Annotated in this window: 18 protein-coding genes; 6 read left to right on the top strand and 12 right to left on the bottom strand. The window is 65.3% G+C overall.

Features of this window, described 5'->3' with window-relative positions; all coding sequences use genetic code 11:
• Positions 1-2: 2 nt before the first annotated feature.
• The 3 genes from U1872_RS17475 (at position 3) to U1872_RS17465 (ending at position 3,183) form a co-directional block, all read left to right on the top strand.
• A complete protein-coding gene (locus U1872_RS17475) occupies positions 3-671 on the top strand; it encodes a TadE/TadG family type IV pilus assembly protein (RefSeq protein WP_332794200.1) in 669 nt (222 codons plus the stop codon).
• Between the two features lie 95 nt (positions 672-766).
• Positions 767-1,339, top strand: a complete 573-nt coding sequence (locus U1872_RS17470) for a hypothetical protein (RefSeq protein WP_332794199.1) — start codon at positions 767-769, stop codon at positions 1,337-1,339.
• A 26-nt stretch (positions 1,340-1,365) separates the two neighbouring features.
• Complete coding sequence (locus tag U1872_RS17465) at positions 1,366-3,183, top strand: TadE/TadG family type IV pilus assembly protein (RefSeq protein WP_332794198.1); 1,818 nt, start codon at positions 1,366-1,368, stop codon at positions 3,181-3,183.
• 216 nt (positions 3,184-3,399) lie between these two features.
• On the opposite strand, the gene dcd is transcribed toward U1872_RS17465, so the two are convergent.
• On the bottom strand, positions 3,400-3,954 hold the full coding sequence (dcd, locus tag U1872_RS17460; RefSeq protein ID WP_010185242.1) for a dCTP deaminase: 555 nt from the start codon (positions 3,952-3,954) through the stop codon (positions 3,400-3,402).
• 155 nt (positions 3,955-4,109) lie between these two features.
• Between dcd and U1872_RS17455 the strand changes: the two genes are divergently transcribed.
• Entirely contained in the window at positions 4,110-4,742 is a 633-nt protein-coding gene (locus tag U1872_RS17455) for a hypothetical protein (protein ID WP_332794197.1), read from the top strand.
• A gap of 74 nt (positions 4,743-4,816) precedes the next feature.
• Here U1872_RS17455 and U1872_RS17450 read toward each other — a convergent pair whose 3' ends face one another.
• From U1872_RS17450 to U1872_RS17440, 3 genes are read right to left on the bottom strand one after another with little or no spacing between them, the layout of a single operon-like run.
• Positions 4,817-5,272 (bottom strand): cytidine deaminase, encoded by a 456-nt coding sequence (locus U1872_RS17450; RefSeq protein WP_332794196.1) that lies wholly within the window; start codon positions 5,270-5,272, stop codon positions 4,817-4,819.
• Positions 5,269-5,958 carry a glycoside hydrolase family 25 protein gene (locus U1872_RS17445; protein ID WP_332794195.1) on the bottom strand — a complete coding sequence of 230 codons (690 nt, stop codon included), beginning with the start codon at positions 5,956-5,958 and terminating at the stop codon, positions 5,269-5,271. The genes U1872_RS17450 and U1872_RS17445 overlap by 4 nt, the downstream gene beginning before the upstream one ends.
• 20 nt (positions 5,959-5,978) lie before the next feature.
• Positions 5,979-6,461 (bottom strand): UPF0262 family protein, encoded by a 483-nt coding sequence (locus tag U1872_RS17440; protein ID WP_332794194.1) that lies wholly within the window; start codon positions 6,459-6,461, stop codon positions 5,979-5,981.
• A gap of 111 nt (positions 6,462-6,572) precedes the next feature.
• Between U1872_RS17440 and U1872_RS17435 the strand changes: the two genes are divergently transcribed.
• Together U1872_RS17435 and U1872_RS17430 are read left to right on the top strand one after the other, a co-directional pair.
• Complete coding sequence (locus U1872_RS17435) at positions 6,573-8,084, top strand: replicative DNA helicase (RefSeq protein WP_332794193.1); 1,512 nt, start codon at positions 6,573-6,575, stop codon at positions 8,082-8,084.
• A gap of 10 nt (positions 8,085-8,094) precedes the next feature.
• On the top strand, positions 8,095-9,477 hold the full coding sequence (locus U1872_RS17430; protein WP_332794192.1) for an RNB domain-containing ribonuclease: 1,383 nt from the start codon (positions 8,095-8,097) through the stop codon (positions 9,475-9,477).
• A gap of 237 nt (positions 9,478-9,714) precedes the next feature.
• On the opposite strand, the gene U1872_RS17425 is transcribed toward U1872_RS17430, so the two are convergent.
• The 8 genes from U1872_RS17425 to astD all read right to left on the bottom strand — a co-directional run bounded on the left by U1872_RS17425 (position 9,715) and on the right by astD (position 15,766).
• On the bottom strand, positions 9,715-10,470 hold the full coding sequence (locus tag U1872_RS17425) for a phosphoadenylyl-sulfate reductase (protein ID WP_332794191.1): 756 nt from the start codon (positions 10,468-10,470) through the stop codon (positions 9,715-9,717).
• The gene (locus tag U1872_RS17420; RefSeq protein ID WP_332794190.1) at positions 10,463-10,870 is read right to left on the bottom strand and encodes a DUF934 domain-containing protein; all 408 of its coding nucleotides are present in this window, start codon (positions 10,868-10,870) and stop codon (positions 10,463-10,465) included. The genes U1872_RS17425 and U1872_RS17420 overlap by 8 nt, the downstream gene beginning before the upstream one ends.
• Complete coding sequence (locus U1872_RS17415) at positions 10,863-12,494, bottom strand: nitrite/sulfite reductase (RefSeq protein ID WP_332794189.1); 1,632 nt, start codon at positions 12,492-12,494, stop codon at positions 10,863-10,865. Before U1872_RS17415 ends, U1872_RS17420 begins: the two co-directional genes overlap by 8 nt.
• Position 12,495: 1 nt before the next feature.
• Positions 12,496-12,792 (bottom strand): DUF2849 domain-containing protein, encoded by a 297-nt coding sequence (locus U1872_RS17410; RefSeq protein ID WP_332794188.1) that lies wholly within the window; start codon positions 12,790-12,792, stop codon positions 12,496-12,498.
• A complete protein-coding gene (cobA, locus tag U1872_RS17405) occupies positions 12,789-13,577 on the bottom strand; it encodes a uroporphyrinogen-III C-methyltransferase (protein WP_332794187.1) in 789 nt (262 codons plus the stop codon). The genes U1872_RS17410 and cobA overlap by 4 nt, the downstream gene beginning before the upstream one ends.
• A gap of 92 nt (positions 13,578-13,669) precedes the next feature.
• Positions 13,670-13,846, bottom strand: a complete 177-nt coding sequence (locus tag U1872_RS17400; protein ID WP_332794186.1) for a hypothetical protein — start codon at positions 13,844-13,846, stop codon at positions 13,670-13,672.
• A gap of 59 nt (positions 13,847-13,905) precedes the next feature.
• Positions 13,906-14,361: a GAF domain-containing protein gene (locus U1872_RS17395; protein ID WP_332794185.1), complete on the bottom strand. Its 456-nt coding sequence runs from the start codon at positions 14,359-14,361 to the stop codon at positions 13,906-13,908.
• The gene (gene astD, locus U1872_RS17390; RefSeq protein WP_332794184.1) at positions 14,354-15,766 is read right to left on the bottom strand and encodes a succinylglutamate-semialdehyde dehydrogenase; all 1,413 of its coding nucleotides are present in this window, start codon (positions 15,764-15,766) and stop codon (positions 14,354-14,356) included. Before astD ends, U1872_RS17395 begins: the two co-directional genes overlap by 8 nt.
• Positions 15,767-15,782 lie beyond the last annotated feature (16 nt).

Raw genomic sequence — 15,782 nt, 5'->3', positions numbered from 1 at the left:
CGGTGAAGCTATTGCGCGCGGATAGGCCGCCATCACGCGGGCTTTCGCGGGTGAGGGCCATTGCAAAAAGCTGTGATGGGACTGCCGCGGTCGAATTTGCGATCGTCGGACCGGCCTTCATCGCCCTTTTGCTCGCCATACTGTATACTGCGCTGATATTTCTTGCGCAGCAGATGCTGGAGACGGCTGCCTTGGCCTCGGCACGTTTGCTGCTGACAGGATCCGCGCAAACGATCCGGCTGGCCAACGGCACCGTCGGAATGTCCGCGAGCGACTTGAAGAATGCGATCTGCAACGGGGCCACTGGCACCAATGCCAGCGGCGCTGCCGTCACTATCCCGCGGCTACTGCCGCCAATGCTCTCCTGCAGTCGGCTCACGGTAAACGTCCGCACCGCCAACACGTACAATGTCGCGAGCACGGCGGCTCCGACGTTCACCTACAACAGCCAAGGTGTCATAACGTCGACCAATACCGGCTACAACACCCAGTCCGGCGGCGACGGGCAAAGCCAGATCGTTGTCCTGCAGCTCATCTATCTGTGGCCGACGGGAGTCGGCCCGTTGGGTCTGGACCTTACAAATCAGCCCAATGGCAATCGCATGCTCGTGGCGACGTCTGTATCAACGACCGAGGCGTATTCGTGCAATTCGGGGCAGACCTCGTGCTGAGGCGTCTATCCGATAGCACGCGCGGGGTCGCCCTCGTCGAGTTTGCGATGTGCCTGCCCGTGCTCATCTTTTTGTATATCGGCGGGTACGCCGCGATGGATATGATCTCGTCGACGCGGAAGGTTACCACCGCGACGCGCTCGTTGGTCGACCTTGTCAGTCGAGCCATGTCGCCAGCGATCATCTACAACAACCCCCAGGACGCGAGCGCGACGTCGTACCTCAGCGCGAGCGCGGTTGCGTTGGCGCCGTACGGGCTAAACAAGGCGACCGAGCAAATCTCACTCCTGCGAATCTGCGACGCGACGCACGCTTATGTCGTTTGGACCCAAGCTCAAACGCAGGCCGTCGATGGCAGCGCCGTGTCGGCGGTGACCTCGACCTACACCGCCGGGACGGTCCCCGCGAACCAGACGCAGTCCGCCAGCAATGTGGTCTCAATCCCGACGACGATGGTCACGGCTCCGCTGGTACCCGTTTCGCCCGACGGCTCGAACGTGTGCACCAACTTCTCGCCGAGCACCAGCACCAAGACCCAAGTCGGCACTGCAGGCGGCTGGTTGTTCGTTGGAACCGTCAACTACAGCTATACGCCGGGCGTGAGCTTCGTGTCTTTGCCGACGACGGTGCTGACCGACACCATCTACATGTCTCCTCGCCTTTACTAGGTATAAAGATGATTAAGAGAGCTCGCATGTTCCAGCCCTGGTTCGTCGTGGTCCAACTCTTTCGTCGGCTGAGCGCCGACCAAAGGGGCGGCGTTCTCATGATCATGGGGTTTGCGATCATTCCGCTGACCTTCGCGACGGGTTTCGGCATCGACTATGCGCGCGCCATGCGGCTCCAGACGCATTTGAACTCCGCGGCCGATGCGGCGGCGCTGGCGGCGGTTTCACCCGCGATGATCCTGCGCGTTGGCACTGATTCCTCCGATGCAGCCTATGCCATGTTCGACGCACAAGCTTTGGCGATCGGCGGCTATCAGGGGATGCAACGAACCGTCACCATAACGGCCAGCGCTTCGGGCAGCGGCCAGACGCTGGCGGCGCTCCGCACGGCAACCGTCGCCTACACCGCACAATCGACCAACATTTTTGGCGGCATTCTCGGCGCGAGCACGCTGACGGTGCGTGGCACCGCAACGGCAAATGCAGCGCAGCCGCCCAATGTCGATTTCTACCTGGCGATGGACAATTCCCCATCCATGCTGCTGCCGGCCACCTCGGATGGAATCAGCAAGGTCCAGAAGGTTACCGGCTGTGCATTTTCCTGCCATGAATCTTTGCCGCACAATGATTCGATCAATGTCACGAACAGCGCAGGGCTGCAGGTCTTGCTGTCGTCCAGCTTTTATACCGCCGGTGCGTCGAATCAAAATGTCTACTATCTCTACAATCCGACGACGAAAATACTTTTCGACAGTTCGCAGAACCCACTAAATCCTGCGCCTACATCATCGGTCTCTGGTCCGAATACGACCGGCGGGACCAAGGCAACCCCGACGACCACCACCACGACGGTGACGACGGTAACAACGGTCAATTATTCAATCACCGACAGTAACAGCGGGCCGGTGACAATCACGAAAACCGCATCGTCTACGCCAACGACGGTAACTAAGACCACGCCGCAATTTGGTAACTCGACGACGACCACTACGACGGGAAGTACCTCCAAATCGTCTTCCACCTATGATACGGCATATTGGGCGGATGGCTATTGGCTGACGCACAATTACGGGCGCCTCTATGGGACCCCCGCCAGCATTACGTTGCGCAAGGATGACGTCGTCTCCGCTGCCAGCCAATTGATCCCGTTCGCCGCAAGTCAGGCCCAGCAGTTCAAAGTCACCTACCAAGCGCAGATGTTCTCGTTCGACTGGACGCGGTCGGGAAACACCTCGCCCGTCAAAACGCTCAATACTCTCACCAATGTCGCATCGTACGGCAACAATTTCTCGGCAGCCTCGTTGTTTCCGAACGACGATTTATGGTGGCAGAATAGCCAGCCGACCAGCACGACGAGCAACAACGATCAAGCCACCGAAATATCCAACATGCTGACGACGATGAACGGCCTCATCCCGACGGCTGGCTCAGGCGCGCCTGGGGTCACTCCACAGAAAATCCTTTTCCTGGTGACAGATGGCATGGTGGACCAGCCCAGTCGCTATTTTGGACCGCTGCGGAGCAGTGATCAGACCATTTGTACGGCGATCAAGGCAAAGGGCATCAAGATCGCGATCCTTTACACCCAGTATCTGCCGGAGGCGCTAGCCAATGACGCGTGGTCGCAAACCAATGTAGCGAAGTACCTGCCACCCCCTCCGGCGCCGTATTCGGCCGGCGGTGCGGGAACCTCCGACCAGGTCTTGACCGCGTTGCAGCAGTGCGCATCGCCCGGGATCAACGGAGCCGCGCTTGTGCAGACGGTCACCGCCAACGACAGTATCATTACCGCACTCCAGCAGCTGTTCTCTACTGCGCTCCAGACGTCCCGCCTCGTCCAGTGATCGCGCGATGCGATCGATCAGGGTCGATCATGTGGGACGTCCGGTCGGTGTCGGTCGTTGGTGTCAATATCCAGTGAAGCTGGCCGGTCGATCACCCGACTCGAATTGAAGGGCAGCTTTCCGGCGCCAGGCGTTCGAAAGCCGACGCGCCGTATTCCACGGACCATCGCCGACGCGCGCGCCCGCGTTGTGCGGCACTCGTCCGTGGTGGCGCGCCTACAACCGCGGCAACGTCACCCCGCGCTGGCCCATATATTTGCCCGCGCGGTCGGCATAGCTCGTCTCGCACGGCTCGTTGCCTTCGAGGAACAGGAACTGGCACGCGCCTTCGTTGGCGTAGATCTTGGCGGGCAGGGGGGTGGTGTTCGAGAATTCGAGCGTGACGTGGCCCTCCCAGCCGGGCTCGAGGGGCGTTACGTTGACGATGATCCCGCAGCGCGCATAGGTCGACTTGCCGAGGCAGATCACCAGCACGTCGCGGGGGACCCGGAAATATTCGACCGTGCGCGCCAGCGCGAAGCTGTTAGGCGGAATGATGCAGCAATCGGTCTTGCGGTCGACGAAGCTGTTGGCGGCGAAGTCTTTCGGGTCGACGATCACGCTGTCGATGTTGGTGAAGACCTTGAACTCGTCTGAGACCCGCGCGTCGTATCCATAGGACGACAGGCCGTAGCTGATGCAGCCGTCGCGCTTCTGCCCGTCGACGAACGGCTCGATCATGCCGGTGGTGAGCGCCTGCTCGCGAATCCAGCGGTCGGACATGATCGCCATGAGAAACTCCCCTTTGTGCCTGCGGCCAGCGTGTCGCCGGAAATCCCGAAGCGGGCAAGCACTGTTGCAATCGCCGGGGTGTGCTAATACCATAACACGGTAGAAACGGGAGACGGATGGTGCGGTTGCGGCGTTTGGGAGTTTGGGCCGGGGCGATGCTGGTGGTGGCAATCGGGGCGACGGCACTGGCGCCCGAGGTGCTCGCCTTTCCGCATCGCCAGGTGATCGGCGACACGGTGGTCTATTCGGATGCGCCGCTCCCCGCGACGCTGCCGGGGGTGGTGGCGCGTTCGGACGCGTTGCTGCGCAAGAGCGCGATCTACGGGCCCAGCTATGGGCACCGGCTGTTCCTTACCGACGGCGGATGGCGCTGGCGCGTGCTTGCGTTGCAATCATCGGGGGCGTTCGCGCTGTCGTGGCCGGGGCGCGATACGATCGTGATCAATCGCAGCGAGGTGGCGCGCGATCGCGTGACGAACGGCGCGCTCGTTGCGGGGACGCGCGGACTATCAGGGGTGATCGCGCACGAGCGCACGCACGGCCTGATCCGCAAGCGCTACGGGCTGTTCGCCGACTTCGCCTATCCGGCGTGGCTGCGCGAAGGGTATTGCGACGTCGTCGCGGGCGGCGGCAGCCTGTCGGATGCCGACGCCGCGCGACTCAAGGCCGAGCATCGAACGGTTCCGGCATTGCTCTATTTTGACGGTCGCAAGCGGGTCGAGGAGATGCTGCGCGCTAAGGGGGGCTCGGTCGACGCAGTTTTTGCGGCGGTGAAGAAGGGGGAGTAGCGGCGACGCTTGTCTTCTCCAGCCTTCGGTGGGGAAGCGACACAGCGCGTGCAGACGCCCGCGCACTCTGCACCTCAGCCTTGCGGCCCCAACCCCAGGTCCGCTGGTCCGAACGCATGCGGCAGCAATTCGCTCAGCAAATACCGTTCGACCGCGTCGCCTTCGGCCGCGCCGCACCATACTACGATATCGCGTCCGCCGATCTGGGCGGCTTCGTTGATCACCTGCCGGCAGCGGCCGCAGGGCCCGACCGGCGTAGTGCCGGTCGGCCGACCCGTCGCATCCATGGCGCCGCCGATCACGCCGATCTCGACGACGTCGCGGAAATCGCCCGCGCTGTTGACCGTCGCCAGCGCAACCGTCTCGGCGCAGAGTGACAGGCCGTAGCTGGCATTCTCGAAATTCGCGCCGGTGACGATCCGGCCGTCGGCGAGCAACACCGCGGCGCCCACCGCGAAGCGCGAATAGGGCGCGTGGGCCTTCAGCGCGGCGTCGCGTGCCGCGGCGATCAACGTGTTCTGCATGCTCATGGTGCTACTACGTCCCAGTGTACCGGCCCATCGACACCGTCGATTCGCCGCATGTCGCTCGCCTGCCACATCCGCCAGCGGCGTGCCGGATAATCGGGCGGAAAGAAATTCTGCATCGCCCAGACCGGGCGCGCGATCGCCAGCGTTACGCCGTAGGCGGCATCGAAGCGCTTGCTCACTTTGAGCAGCAGCGGCTTGCCGGTGTGCCCCTCGACCATCGTGATATAGCGCCGCAACTCGTCGCGCACGATCCCCGGACCGGGGCGGGCGGTGCAGCCATCGTCGAAGTCGAGCTCGAGCGCGGCGGGCAGCGCCTCGTCGGTGCGCGGCACGGTGGTGTTGAAGGCATTGGCCTGGTCGGCGGCGAGGCGGCACAGCGAATAGCGATGCGTCGCGCCGCGGCGCATGCCCGTTTCAGCGACGGCCCTCCAGTTTGCCTCGAAGCGTGGATCGCGCTGGTCGCCGCTGGTCGCGCGGACATAGGCGAAGTCGGCGCCGCCGCGCTTGACCGCCCACCAGTCGATCTCGCCGTCGCGGGCGGACACGTCGAGGCCCTGGAACGGGAAGCGGTCGCTCGGCCGCCACTGCCGCGCGACCGTCCAGCCGACGACGCCGAGCAGCGCGAACGTCGCCGCGATCGTGGCGAACAGCCCGATTCGAATGCCCCACAGGCGAAACTTCAACACGCCAATCCCGACCGGGCCCCTCAGCCCTTGATATGCAGCACGCAGATCAGCGTGAAGAGGCGGCGGGCAGTGTCGAAATCGATCTCGATCTTGCCCGCCAGCCGTTCCTTCAGCAGTTCTGCGGCTTCGTTGTGAATGCCCCGCCGCGCCATGTCGACCGTCTCGATCTGCGCCGGCGTGGCGTTGCGAATCGCCTGATAATAGCTGTCGCAGATCGCGAAATAATCTTTGATCGGCCGACGGAAGCGCCCCATCGCCAGCACATAGGTCTCGAGATGACTGCCGTCCTCGCGGTGCAGCGCGATGCCGAGCCGGCCCTCCTCGACCGTCAGGTCGATCTTGTAGGGGCCGGCATAGCCGTCGGGATAGACCTTCTGCGGCGCGAAATGGTTGCCCTCGATCAGGTCGAAGATCGCGATCCGCCGTTCCTGCTCGATATCGGCCGACCGCCACAGGATGGTGCGTTCGTCGAGCGTGACGGCAATGATGCGCGGATCGGCCATTGTTGCAGCCGTAGCGGGGGCGAGCGCGGGCGACAACATGCTCCACAGGTTTCACACCCGGGCCAGCGCAATCCGCTTGAGTGCGTGGGCGGCGAGTGGAAAGAGAGCGCCATGGCCACAGCATTCCTCCCCACACCGCCCGCACCTCCCGAAGCCGTCTCGCTGCCGCAGAATGTCGAAGCCGAAGCCGCGATGCTCGGCGCGATGATGATCGACAACCGACTCGCCGACGATCTGATGGACCGACTCGACGCCGATCACTTCTTCGAACCGCTCCACGGCCGCATCTTCACCGCGATCAAGACGCTGCGCGGCAACGACATGCTCGCAACGCCGGTGACGCTGCGCCCGCTGTTCGAGCAGGATGCGGGGATGCGCGAGCTGGGCGGGCCGGGTTATCTGGCGCAGCTCACCGGCTCTGGCGCGGGGCTGCTCGGCGCGCGGCAGTTCGCACAGCAGATCTACGATCTGGCGATGCTGCGCACGTTGGTGACGGTCGGTCGCGGGCTGGTCGATCGCGCGATGGATACCTCCGAGGAGGTCAATCCGCGCGCGCAGATCGAGGCGGCCGAGGAGGAGCTCTACAAGGTCGCGTCCGACGGTGCGACCGAGAGCCAGACCAAGAGCTTCCTCCAGGCCGCCAAGACGACGCTCAAGATGGCCGAGATCGCGCTCAATTCGGGCGGGCACATTTCGGGCATCACCACGGGGATCGAGAGTATCAACACCAAGATCGGCGGCATGCACCGCTCCGACTTGATGATCCTCGCCGGCCGTCCGGGCATGGGCAAGACCTCGCTCGCGACCAACATCGCATTCAACGCGGCGCAGCGCTGGATGCGCGACATGGCCGACGGGATCGACCCCGAGCGGTCGCTCGGCGCCAAGGTCGCGTTCTTCAGCTTGGAAATGTCGGCCGATCAGTTGGCCGGGCGCGTGCTGTCCGAGCAGGCGCGGATCAATTCGGACGTGTTGCGCTCGGGCAAGATCAGCCGGCATGAGTTTCAGGCGCTGGCGACGACGGCGGCCGAGCTCGAGAATCTGCCGCTGTTCATCGACGATACCGCGAACCTGTCGATCGCCTCGCTGCATACGCGCGCGCGGCGGTTGCAGCGGCGGCACAACAACCAGCTCGGGCTGATTATCGTCGATTACCTCCAGCTGCTGTCGGGCTCGGCCAAGGCGTCGGGCGACGGGCGCGTGCAGGAAATCTCGGAGATCAGCCGCGGATTGAAGGGCGTGGCAAAGGATCTCAACGTGCCGGTGATGGCGCTGTCGCAGCTCAGCCGCGCGGTCGAGCAGCGCGAGGACAAGCGGCCATTGCTGTCGGATCTGCGCGAATCGGGCTCGATCGAGCAGGACGCCGACATGGTGATGTTCGTCTACCGCGAGGACTATTATCTCAACATGGCGCAGCCCGAGATCCCGAGCGCGAACAGCCCGGCGGGGGTGCAGGACAAGCATGCGCAATGGTCCGAGCATCTGTCGCGCGTCGACGGCCTGGCCGAGCTGATCATCGCCAAGCAGCGCCACGGCTCGACGGGCAAGGTGATGCTCAAGTTCGAGCCGCACATCACGCGCTTCAGCGACGTCGTGGTCGGCGGTGGCGGCGGCGGCTATTGAGTCGGTTCGCTTGAAGACGCTCGTCGATACGAATGCCGTGCTCGCGGCGGGGCTGCCACTGATCCGGGCGCAGTTCGGCGTGCCCGCATCGTTTCCGCCAGCGGTGCTCGCCGCGGCGGAGGACGCCGCCAAACGCGTGCCGAGTGCGCATGTTGACCGCACGGCGATGCCGTTCGTCACGCTCGACCCGGCGAGTTCCACCGATCTCGACCAGGCGTTCGCGATCGAGTGGAGCGGGGCGGATCTGTTGCTGCACTATGCGATCGCTGACGTCGCCTGGTTCGTCGACGATGGCGGGGTGATCGACGTCGAGGCGTGGAAGCGCGGCACGACACTGTATCTGCCCGACGGCAAGGCGGGGCTTTATCCGCCGGTGCTGGCGGAAGGCGCGGCGAGCCTGCTGCCGAGCGGGCCGCGGCCGGCGGTGGTGTTCACGGTCCGTGTCACGCCCGACGGAACGCCGACGCTCGATGGCGCGGAGCGCGCGGTGATCCGCAGCCGCGCGAAGCTAGCCTATGACAGCGTGACCGACGCCGATCTGCCGCCCGACTTCGCCGAGCTCGCCAATCGGATCGCGGCGGCCGAGGACAAGCGCGGCGCGAGTCGCGTCGATCCGCCGCAGCAGGATGTCATCGCCGATGGCAAGGGCGGCTATCGGCTGGCGTTCGAACCACGGCTGCTCTCCGAAGACCGTAACGCCGCCTTGTCGCTGGCGACCAATCTGGCGGTCGCAGGGCTGTTGCAGGCGCATCGCACCGGATTGTTCCGCGTGATGGCCGGGCCCGACGATCGTGCCGTCCAGCGGCTGCGCAATGTCGCGCTGGGGCTCGGGCTCGACTGGCCCGCGGCTGTGTCGCTGCCGCAGTTCGCGTCGACGCTATCCGCGTCCAATCCGGCGCAGGCGGCCTTCATGGTCGCCGAACGGCGGAGCGGGGGCGGGGCGACCTACACGCCGTATCGCGACGGCGTGGTGCCGTGGCATGCGGCGATGGCGGCGACCTATGCGCATGCCACTGCGCCGTTGCGACGGCTGGCGGATCGCTATGTCGTGCGTGCGGCGCTGGCCATCGCCAACGGGCGGGCGGTGCCCGCGGTGGTGACGCAGGCGTTCGAGACGCTGCCGCCGGTGATGGCGCGCGCCGATGCGATCGCCGGGCGGATCGACCGCGCGGTGATCGACCTTGCCGAGACCGCGGTGCTGCAGGGGCGCGAGGGCGAGGTTTTCCCCGCGGTGATCGTCGATGCGGATGCGCATGGCGCGCGGATTCAGTTGTGCGACCTTGCGGTGCTGACGAGCGTCAAGACTGAGGGCAAGCCGGGGGAGGCGATTTCGGTGCGACTGGTGGCGGCGGATACCGCGGCGCGGACGCTGCAGTTCGAGCGGGTTTCGTAAGGCGAATTCATGCGGGGACGCGACGAATCATAGGACCGGCTCACGGACAGTCAAAGTGCCGGTGCGCCGCGTTGTTCCTCCCCTCCCTGGAAGGGAGGGGGCGGGGGTGGGTCGGCCCGTTGGAGAGCCTAACACCCGCCCTAGGCCAACCCACCCCCAGCCCCTCCCTTCCAGGGAGGGGAGTCAGAACGGCGGTCTCGCCAGAGTTGTTTGCATTCGATGCAGGCGGTCGGACGCCTAAAACACCGGCTCCTCGCCCGGCTTCTCGGGCACATGAATCCCGCACTCGACCTTTTCCCACCCGCGCCAGCGGCCCGAGCGGGGGTCTTCGCCGGGGAGCACCTTGCTCGTGCACGGCGCGCAGCCGATCGAGGGATAGCCTTCGGCTTCGAGCGGATGGCGCGGGAGCTTGTGCTCTTCGAAATAGGCGTCGAGCTTCGCCTTGTCCCATGCCGCGAGTGGATTGAGCTTCAACCGGCCCTCATCCTCCTCGAAGCGCGGCATCGCCTGGCGCGTGCCCGCCTGGAAGCCCTTGCGGCCCGAGATCCAGGCATCGAACGGCGCCAACGCCCGCCGGAGCGGCTCGACCTTGCGGATGTCGCAGCAGCCGTCGGGGTCGTAATTCCAGCGCAAGCCGGTCGCGTCCTTCGCCGCGAGCAGGCGCGGGTCAGGGCGGAACACGCGCAGGTCGGTGAAGCCGAGCGTTTCCGACAACTCGTCACGGTAAGCGAGCGTCGCGCCGAAGATCTTCTGCGTGTTGAGGAAGATGACCGGAATATCCTTGTCTACCTGCGAGATCAGGTGGAGCAGGACCGCACTCTCCGCGCCGAACGACGAGACCGCCGCGACGCGCCCCTTGAGCTCGCCGGTCAGCAGTTCGCTGAGCATGTCGCGCGTGTCGACGCCCGCGAAGCGCGCCTCCATTGCCGCGGCATCGGCTGGCGAGAAGGGCGCGACGTCGATCAGGTCGGGTTTGCGAAGCGCGTTACCCATGCCGCAGCGCCCAGATCGGCACGCGGCCATCGGCGGCCTTCTGATAGACGGTCTCGTAGCGCTGGAGCGATGCCTCGAGCGTTGCCGGATCGATCTCCGACTCGGGCGCGAAGCTGTCGAAGCCGCAGCGCTGCATCAGCGGCATCTGGTCGACCAGCACGTCACCCTGCGCGCGCAGCTCACCGGTATAGCCGGCCTCGCGCAGGATCCGCGCCGCCGAATAGCCGCGGCCGTCGCGGAAGCTCGGGAAGCTCACCTCGACCAGCGCGATCCGGTCGAGATAGGGGAGCAATGCGCGCGCATCGTCGCCCGCCTCGAGCCGCACCGCGGTCGCGTTGGTTTGCGCATCGAGAAACGCGTCGAGCGTCACCGCGGGTTCGTCGTGCTGGACCTCAACCATAAAGCGCTTCCTTGAACGGCTCCATGCCGATGCGGCGATAGGTATCGAGGAAGCGTTCGCCGCCCTCGCGCTGCGCCAGATAGACGTCGGTGACCTTTTCGACGGCATCGACCACGCCATCCTCGTCGAACCCCGGGCCGGTGATCTTGGCGAGGCTGACATCCTCCGCACCCGATCCGCCGAGCGAGAGCTGGTAATTTTCGACGCCCTTCTTGTCGACGCCGAGAATGCCGATGTGGCCGGCATGGTGATGTCCGCAGGCATTGATGCAGCCGCTGATCTTGAGCTTCAGTTCGCCGATATCGCGCTGTCGTGCGGGATCGGCGAAGCGCTCGGTGATCTTCTGCGCGAGCGGGATCGAGCGCGCATTGGCGAGGCTGCAATAATCGAGGCCGGGGCAGGCGATGATGTCGCTGATCAAATCGAGGTTGGCGGGCGCGAGGCCGGCCGCGTCGAGCTGCTGCCAGATCGTGTAGAGATCGGCCTTGCGGACGTGCGGCAGGACGATGTTCTGCGCATGCGTGACGCGCAGTTCGTCGAAGCTGTAGCGCTCGCCGAGATCGGCCATCAGGTCGATCTGCGCCGAGGTTGCGTCGCCCGGGATGCCGCCGGTCGGCTTCAGGCTGATCGTGACGATCGCATAGCCCGGCTGCTTGTGCGCGGCGGTGTTCTGGTCGACCCACAGAGCGAAATCGGGGTCGCTGCGATCGATCGCCTCGGGCGCGTCCGGCTCGAAGCCTGGGTCGGCGAAGAAGGCGGTAATCCGGTCGAACTCGGCCTTGGGCGGATCGAGTCCGAGTGCCTTGACCGCGACGAACTCTTCCTCGACCTGGCGGCGATATTCGTCGGGTCCGATCTCGTGGAGCAGGATCTTGATCCGCGCCTTGTAGATATTGTCGCGCCGGCCGTAGCGATTGTAGACGCGCAGGCACGCCTCGAGATAGCTCAGCAGGTCGTCGCTGCCGACGAAGTCGCGGATCTCGTGGCTGATCATCGGCGTGCGGCCCATGCCGCCACCGACGAAGATCTTGCCGCCGAGCTCGCCGTCGCGGCGGACCATCTGGATGCCGATGTCGTGGAGGCGCATCGCGGCGCGATCCTCGTCGGCGCCGATCACCGCGATCTTGAACTTGCGCGGCAGGTAGGTGAATTCGGGGTGAAAGGTGCTCCACTGGCGCAGCAGCTCGGCCCAGACGCGCGGATCGGTCACTTCGTCCGCGGCGGCACCGGCATATTGGTCAGACGAGATGTTGCGGATGCAATTGCCGCTCGTCTGGATCGCATGCATCTCGACCGTGGCGAGCTCGGCGAGGATGTCGGGCGCGTCCTCGAGCTTGATCCAGTTGAACTGGAGGTTCTGCCGCGTGGTGAAATGGCCATAGTCGCGGTCGTACTTGCGCGCGATGTGCGCGAGCATGCGCATCTGGCGGCTGTCGAGCGTGCCATAGGGGATCGCGACGCGCAGCATATAGGCGTGGAGCTGTAGATACAGCCCGTTCATCAGCCGCAGCGGCTTGAACTGGTCCTCGGTGATCTGGCCGGCGAGGCGGCGCTTTACCTGGTCGCGGAATTCCTCGACGCGGGTGTCGACGATCTGCTGGTCGTATTGGTCGTATTTGTACATTTCAGATTACCCAGCTTCCCGCCGTCGGATCGGCGGGCTTCAACGTCAGATCGGGGCGCACGGTCGGCCCCAGCGCGCGGACGCGGTCCTTGATGTGGGCGGGGCGGGGGCCTTCGGCGGTGAGCGTCGCGTCGATGACATAGGGGACGTTGACGCGCCGCGCGCCTTCCTCGGCGCGCGCGATGCTCTCGCCCTGGTCGGCGACGTCGCCTGCATCCTCGATATGGCGCGACCAGCCCGAGCCGGTCCACCACACCACGTCGCCCGTCGGCAAATCGTTCCCGGTCAACAGTCTCACGCAACGGACTCCGCAATCTTGGCCCAGGCGCCGAGCTTATCCTCGGCATCGGACAGTTCGACGACTTCGCCGACGACGATGATCGCCGGGCTCGCCACGGTTTCGCGCTTCACCATATGGCCGAGATCGGCCAGCAAGGTGCGTATCGCGCGCGCGCCCGAAAGCGTTCCGCGCTCGAGCACTGCGACCGGCATTTCGGGCGCCACGCCGTCGCGCATCAGTTTGTCGGCAATGTCGTCGGCGGTCGCCACGCCCATGTAGATGACGAGCGTACGGCCCTTGCCGGCGAGGCCAGACCAATCCTGGTCGGTCAGCCCCTTGCACTGGCCCGCGACGAAGCTGACCGCGCTCGCATGGTTGCGGTGGGTGAGCGGCAGCATCGCCTCGGCCGCGCAGCCGAGTGCAGCGGAGACGCCGGGGATCACCTCGACTGGCAGGCCGGCGGCGCGCACCGCTTCGACCTCTTCGCCGCCGCGTCCGAAGATGAACGGATCGCCGCCCTTCAACCGGACGACGATCGCGCCGGTCTTCACATGCGCGATGATCAGCGCGTTGATCGCCTCCTGCGGCAGCGTGTGGCGGGCGCGCTGCTTGGCGACCGAAATGCGCTGCGCCGCGGCGGGCGCGAGATCGAGCACGCGCGGATCGATCAGCCCGTCATGAACGACGACGTCGGCCTGGGCGAGCGCTTCGACCGCGCGCACCGTCAGCAATCCCGGATCGCCTGGGCCTGCGCCGACGAGAATGACGCGTCCGCGCGCGGTTGGATCAAGCAGTGTGGCCATCGCTGTCAGATGGGCTGGACCAGCACGCGCTTCAATTCAAGCTTGCTTTGGATCGGGGAAGCCAAACTATTCCCCAGTCGATCGGTGGGGGATCAGCGTTTGCCGCGCAATTCGTTGACGCGGCGCGCGAGCTTGGCGGCTTCGTCGATCAGCATCGCGGCGACTTCGGGCTCGCGCTCACGGATCGCGATCGCGAGGCAATTGTCCGACTCGAGCTTGAGTTTGCGGGCACGGGGATTGGGAGCGTCGGCATGTTTGTCATGGGTCACGCGAGGCCCAAAGCATTGGAAGGCGGTCGGTTCCAATGCTTTGCGACCAACCGCCTGGCTCAGTCCAGCAACGCCCCGATTTCGTCGGAAAAGCGCTCGAACATGGCGACGATGGCGGGCGTGTCGAGCCTTCGCGGCGCCGGATCGAGCGCGCACAGCGTCCCGAAAAAGCGACCGTCGGGTCGGAATATCGGAAAAGAGATATAGCTTTCGAAGCCGTACAGTATTGGAGTCGGATGCGTCCGCCAATTCTCGTCGCCCGAGACCTGGTCGATGATCTTCGCGCGGCCGCTCTGCCGAATATCGTCGCAGATCGTCGATTTCAGGTCGAGCTCGTCGCCGGCATCGAGCCCAAACTCGATCCGGTCGAGCACTTGCCACGCGATCCAGCGCGTATCGGTCACGTGCGCGACTGCGGCAAAGCCCATCTCGGTGGCGACGCAAACTTGCTCCAGCATCGCCGCGATCGCAGGATCCTCCCGCAACGGGCGCACGCCGGATGCATGTTCATCCATCGCGCAATCCGACCCCGATGCTGGCCCGTGCCTGGTCGGCTTCACTCGATACCACAGGGTAGGCGCAATAGTCCGCCGCGTAATAGGCGCTTGGCCGATGATTGCCCGACCAGCCGATCCCGCCGAACGGCGCGCCCGAGCTCGCGCCGTTGGTCGGCTTGTTCCAGTTGACGATGCCGGCGCGGGCATTGGCCCAGAACTGGTCGTAGAGCTTGGGATCCTGGCTGAGCAGCGACGCCGACAGGCCGTAGCGCGTGTTGTTGGCCTCGACGATCGCATCCTCGAAGCTGGTCTTGCGGATCACCTGAAGGATCGGGCCGAACAGCTCGATGTCGGGGCGGTCGTTCAGCTCGGTCGTGTCGATGATCGCCGGGCGCAGGAACGGGCGATCGGCGAGCGGCCGCTCGAGATGCGAGATCGGGCGACCGCCGCGCATCATCAGCTCGAAGAAGCTCTCGCTCAGCTGGTCGGCACTGTCATTGTCGATGACCGGACCCATGAACGGTGCCGGGTTGGCGTGCGGCTCGTCGACGATGATCCGTGCGACGAGCTTGGTCACCTCGGCCATCAGCGGGTCGTAGAGCTTCTGGTCGACGATCAGCCGGCGCGCCGCGGTGCAGCGTTGCCCCGCGCTGGTGAAGGCCGACTGCACGATGACGACGGCCGCCGCGTGGAGATCGGGCGAATCCCACACGATGATGGGATTGTTGCCGCCCATTTCGAGCGCGAGGATCTTCTCTGGGCGCGTCGCGAATGCGCGGTTGAGCGCGATGCCGGTATGCGCCGATCCGGTGAACAGCAGCCCGTCGATCCCGTCGTGCGCGGCAAGCGCCTTGCCCTCGGCCGCGGCGCCGATCAGCAGGCGGATACAGCCTTCGGGCACACCGCCGGCATGGAAGCAGGCAACGAGGAACTCGCCGGTCGCCGGCGTCTTTTCGGACGGCTTGAACACCACCGCATTGCCCGCGAGCAAGGCCGGGACGATGTGGCCGTTGGGCAGATGCGCCGGAAAATTATACGGGCCGAGCACCGCGAGCACGCCGTGCGGTTTGTGGCGCAGCGCCATGCGGCTGCCCATCTGTGCCTCGAGCCGGCGTTGCGGGGTGCGCTCGGCATAAGCCGAGACCGAGATGTCGACCTTGGCGACCACCGATTCGACTTCGGTGCGCGCTTCCCACAGCGGCTTGCCGGTCTCGCGCGCGATCAGGTCGGCAAAGGCATCGGCGCGGGCGCGCACGACATTGGCGACACGGCGCAGCGCCTCGACGCGATAGGCGAGCGGTCGCGCCGCCCATGCCGCCCAGCTGGCGCGCGCGGCGGCGACTTCGGCATCGACATCGCCGACCACGCCGCGCCACAACGTGGCGCCGGTGGCGGGCTCGAAAGAGAGGAGTTCGGAGGACATTTACCGGTGTCTTTGC

It is taken from the genome of Parasphingomonas frigoris (assembly GCF_036663815.1).
Taxonomy (GTDB): domain Bacteria; phylum Pseudomonadota; class Alphaproteobacteria; order Sphingomonadales; family Sphingomonadaceae; genus Sphingomonas.
Note: the sequence above shows the minus strand (reverse complement) of the source record. Positions and strands in the feature narration are given on the sequence as shown.

What these genes read in the sequence shown, in the direction of transcription:
- U1872_RS17415 (WP_332794189.1), bottom strand. Translation starts at nt 12,494, where the DNA reads ATGTACAAATACGACCAATACGACCAGCAGATCGTCGACACCCGCGTC.
- U1872_RS17420 (WP_332794190.1), bottom strand. Translation starts at nt 10,870, where the DNA reads ATGGTTGAGGTCCAGCACGACGAACCCGCGGTGACGCTCGACGCGTTT.
- cobA (WP_332794187.1), bottom strand. Translation starts at nt 13,577, where the DNA reads ATGGCCACACTGCTTGATCCAACCGCGCGCGGACGCGTCATTCTCGTC.
- U1872_RS17470 (WP_332794199.1), top strand. Translation starts at nt 767, where the DNA reads ATGGATATGATCTCGTCGACGCGGAAGGTTACCACCGCGACGCGCTCG.
- U1872_RS17435 (WP_332794193.1), top strand. Translation starts at nt 6,573, where the DNA reads ATGGCCACAGCATTCCTCCCCACACCGCCCGCACCTCCCGAAGCCGTC.
- U1872_RS17440 (WP_332794194.1), bottom strand. Translation starts at nt 6,461, where the DNA reads ATGGCCGATCCGCGCATCATTGCCGTCACGCTCGACGAACGCACCATC.
- U1872_RS17465 (WP_332794198.1), top strand. Translation starts at nt 1,366, where the DNA reads ATGTTCCAGCCCTGGTTCGTCGTGGTCCAACTCTTTCGTCGGCTGAGC.
- U1872_RS17450 (WP_332794196.1), bottom strand. Translation starts at nt 5,272, where the DNA reads ATGAGCATGCAGAACACGTTGATCGCCGCGGCACGCGACGCCGCGCTG.
- astD (WP_332794184.1), bottom strand. Translation starts at nt 15,766, where the DNA reads ATGTCCTCCGAACTCCTCTCTTTCGAGCCCGCCACCGGCGCCACGTTG.
- dcd (WP_010185242.1), bottom strand. Translation starts at nt 3,954, where the DNA reads ATGGCGATCATGTCCGACCGCTGGATTCGCGAGCAGGCGCTCACCACC.
- U1872_RS17395 (WP_332794185.1), bottom strand. Translation starts at nt 14,361, where the DNA reads ATGGATGAACATGCATCCGGCGTGCGCCCGTTGCGGGAGGATCCTGCG.
- U1872_RS17455 (WP_332794197.1), top strand. Translation starts at nt 4,110, where the DNA reads ATGCTGGTGGTGGCAATCGGGGCGACGGCACTGGCGCCCGAGGTGCTC.
- U1872_RS17425 (WP_332794191.1), bottom strand. Translation starts at nt 10,470, where the DNA reads ATGGGTAACGCGCTTCGCAAACCCGACCTGATCGACGTCGCGCCCTTC.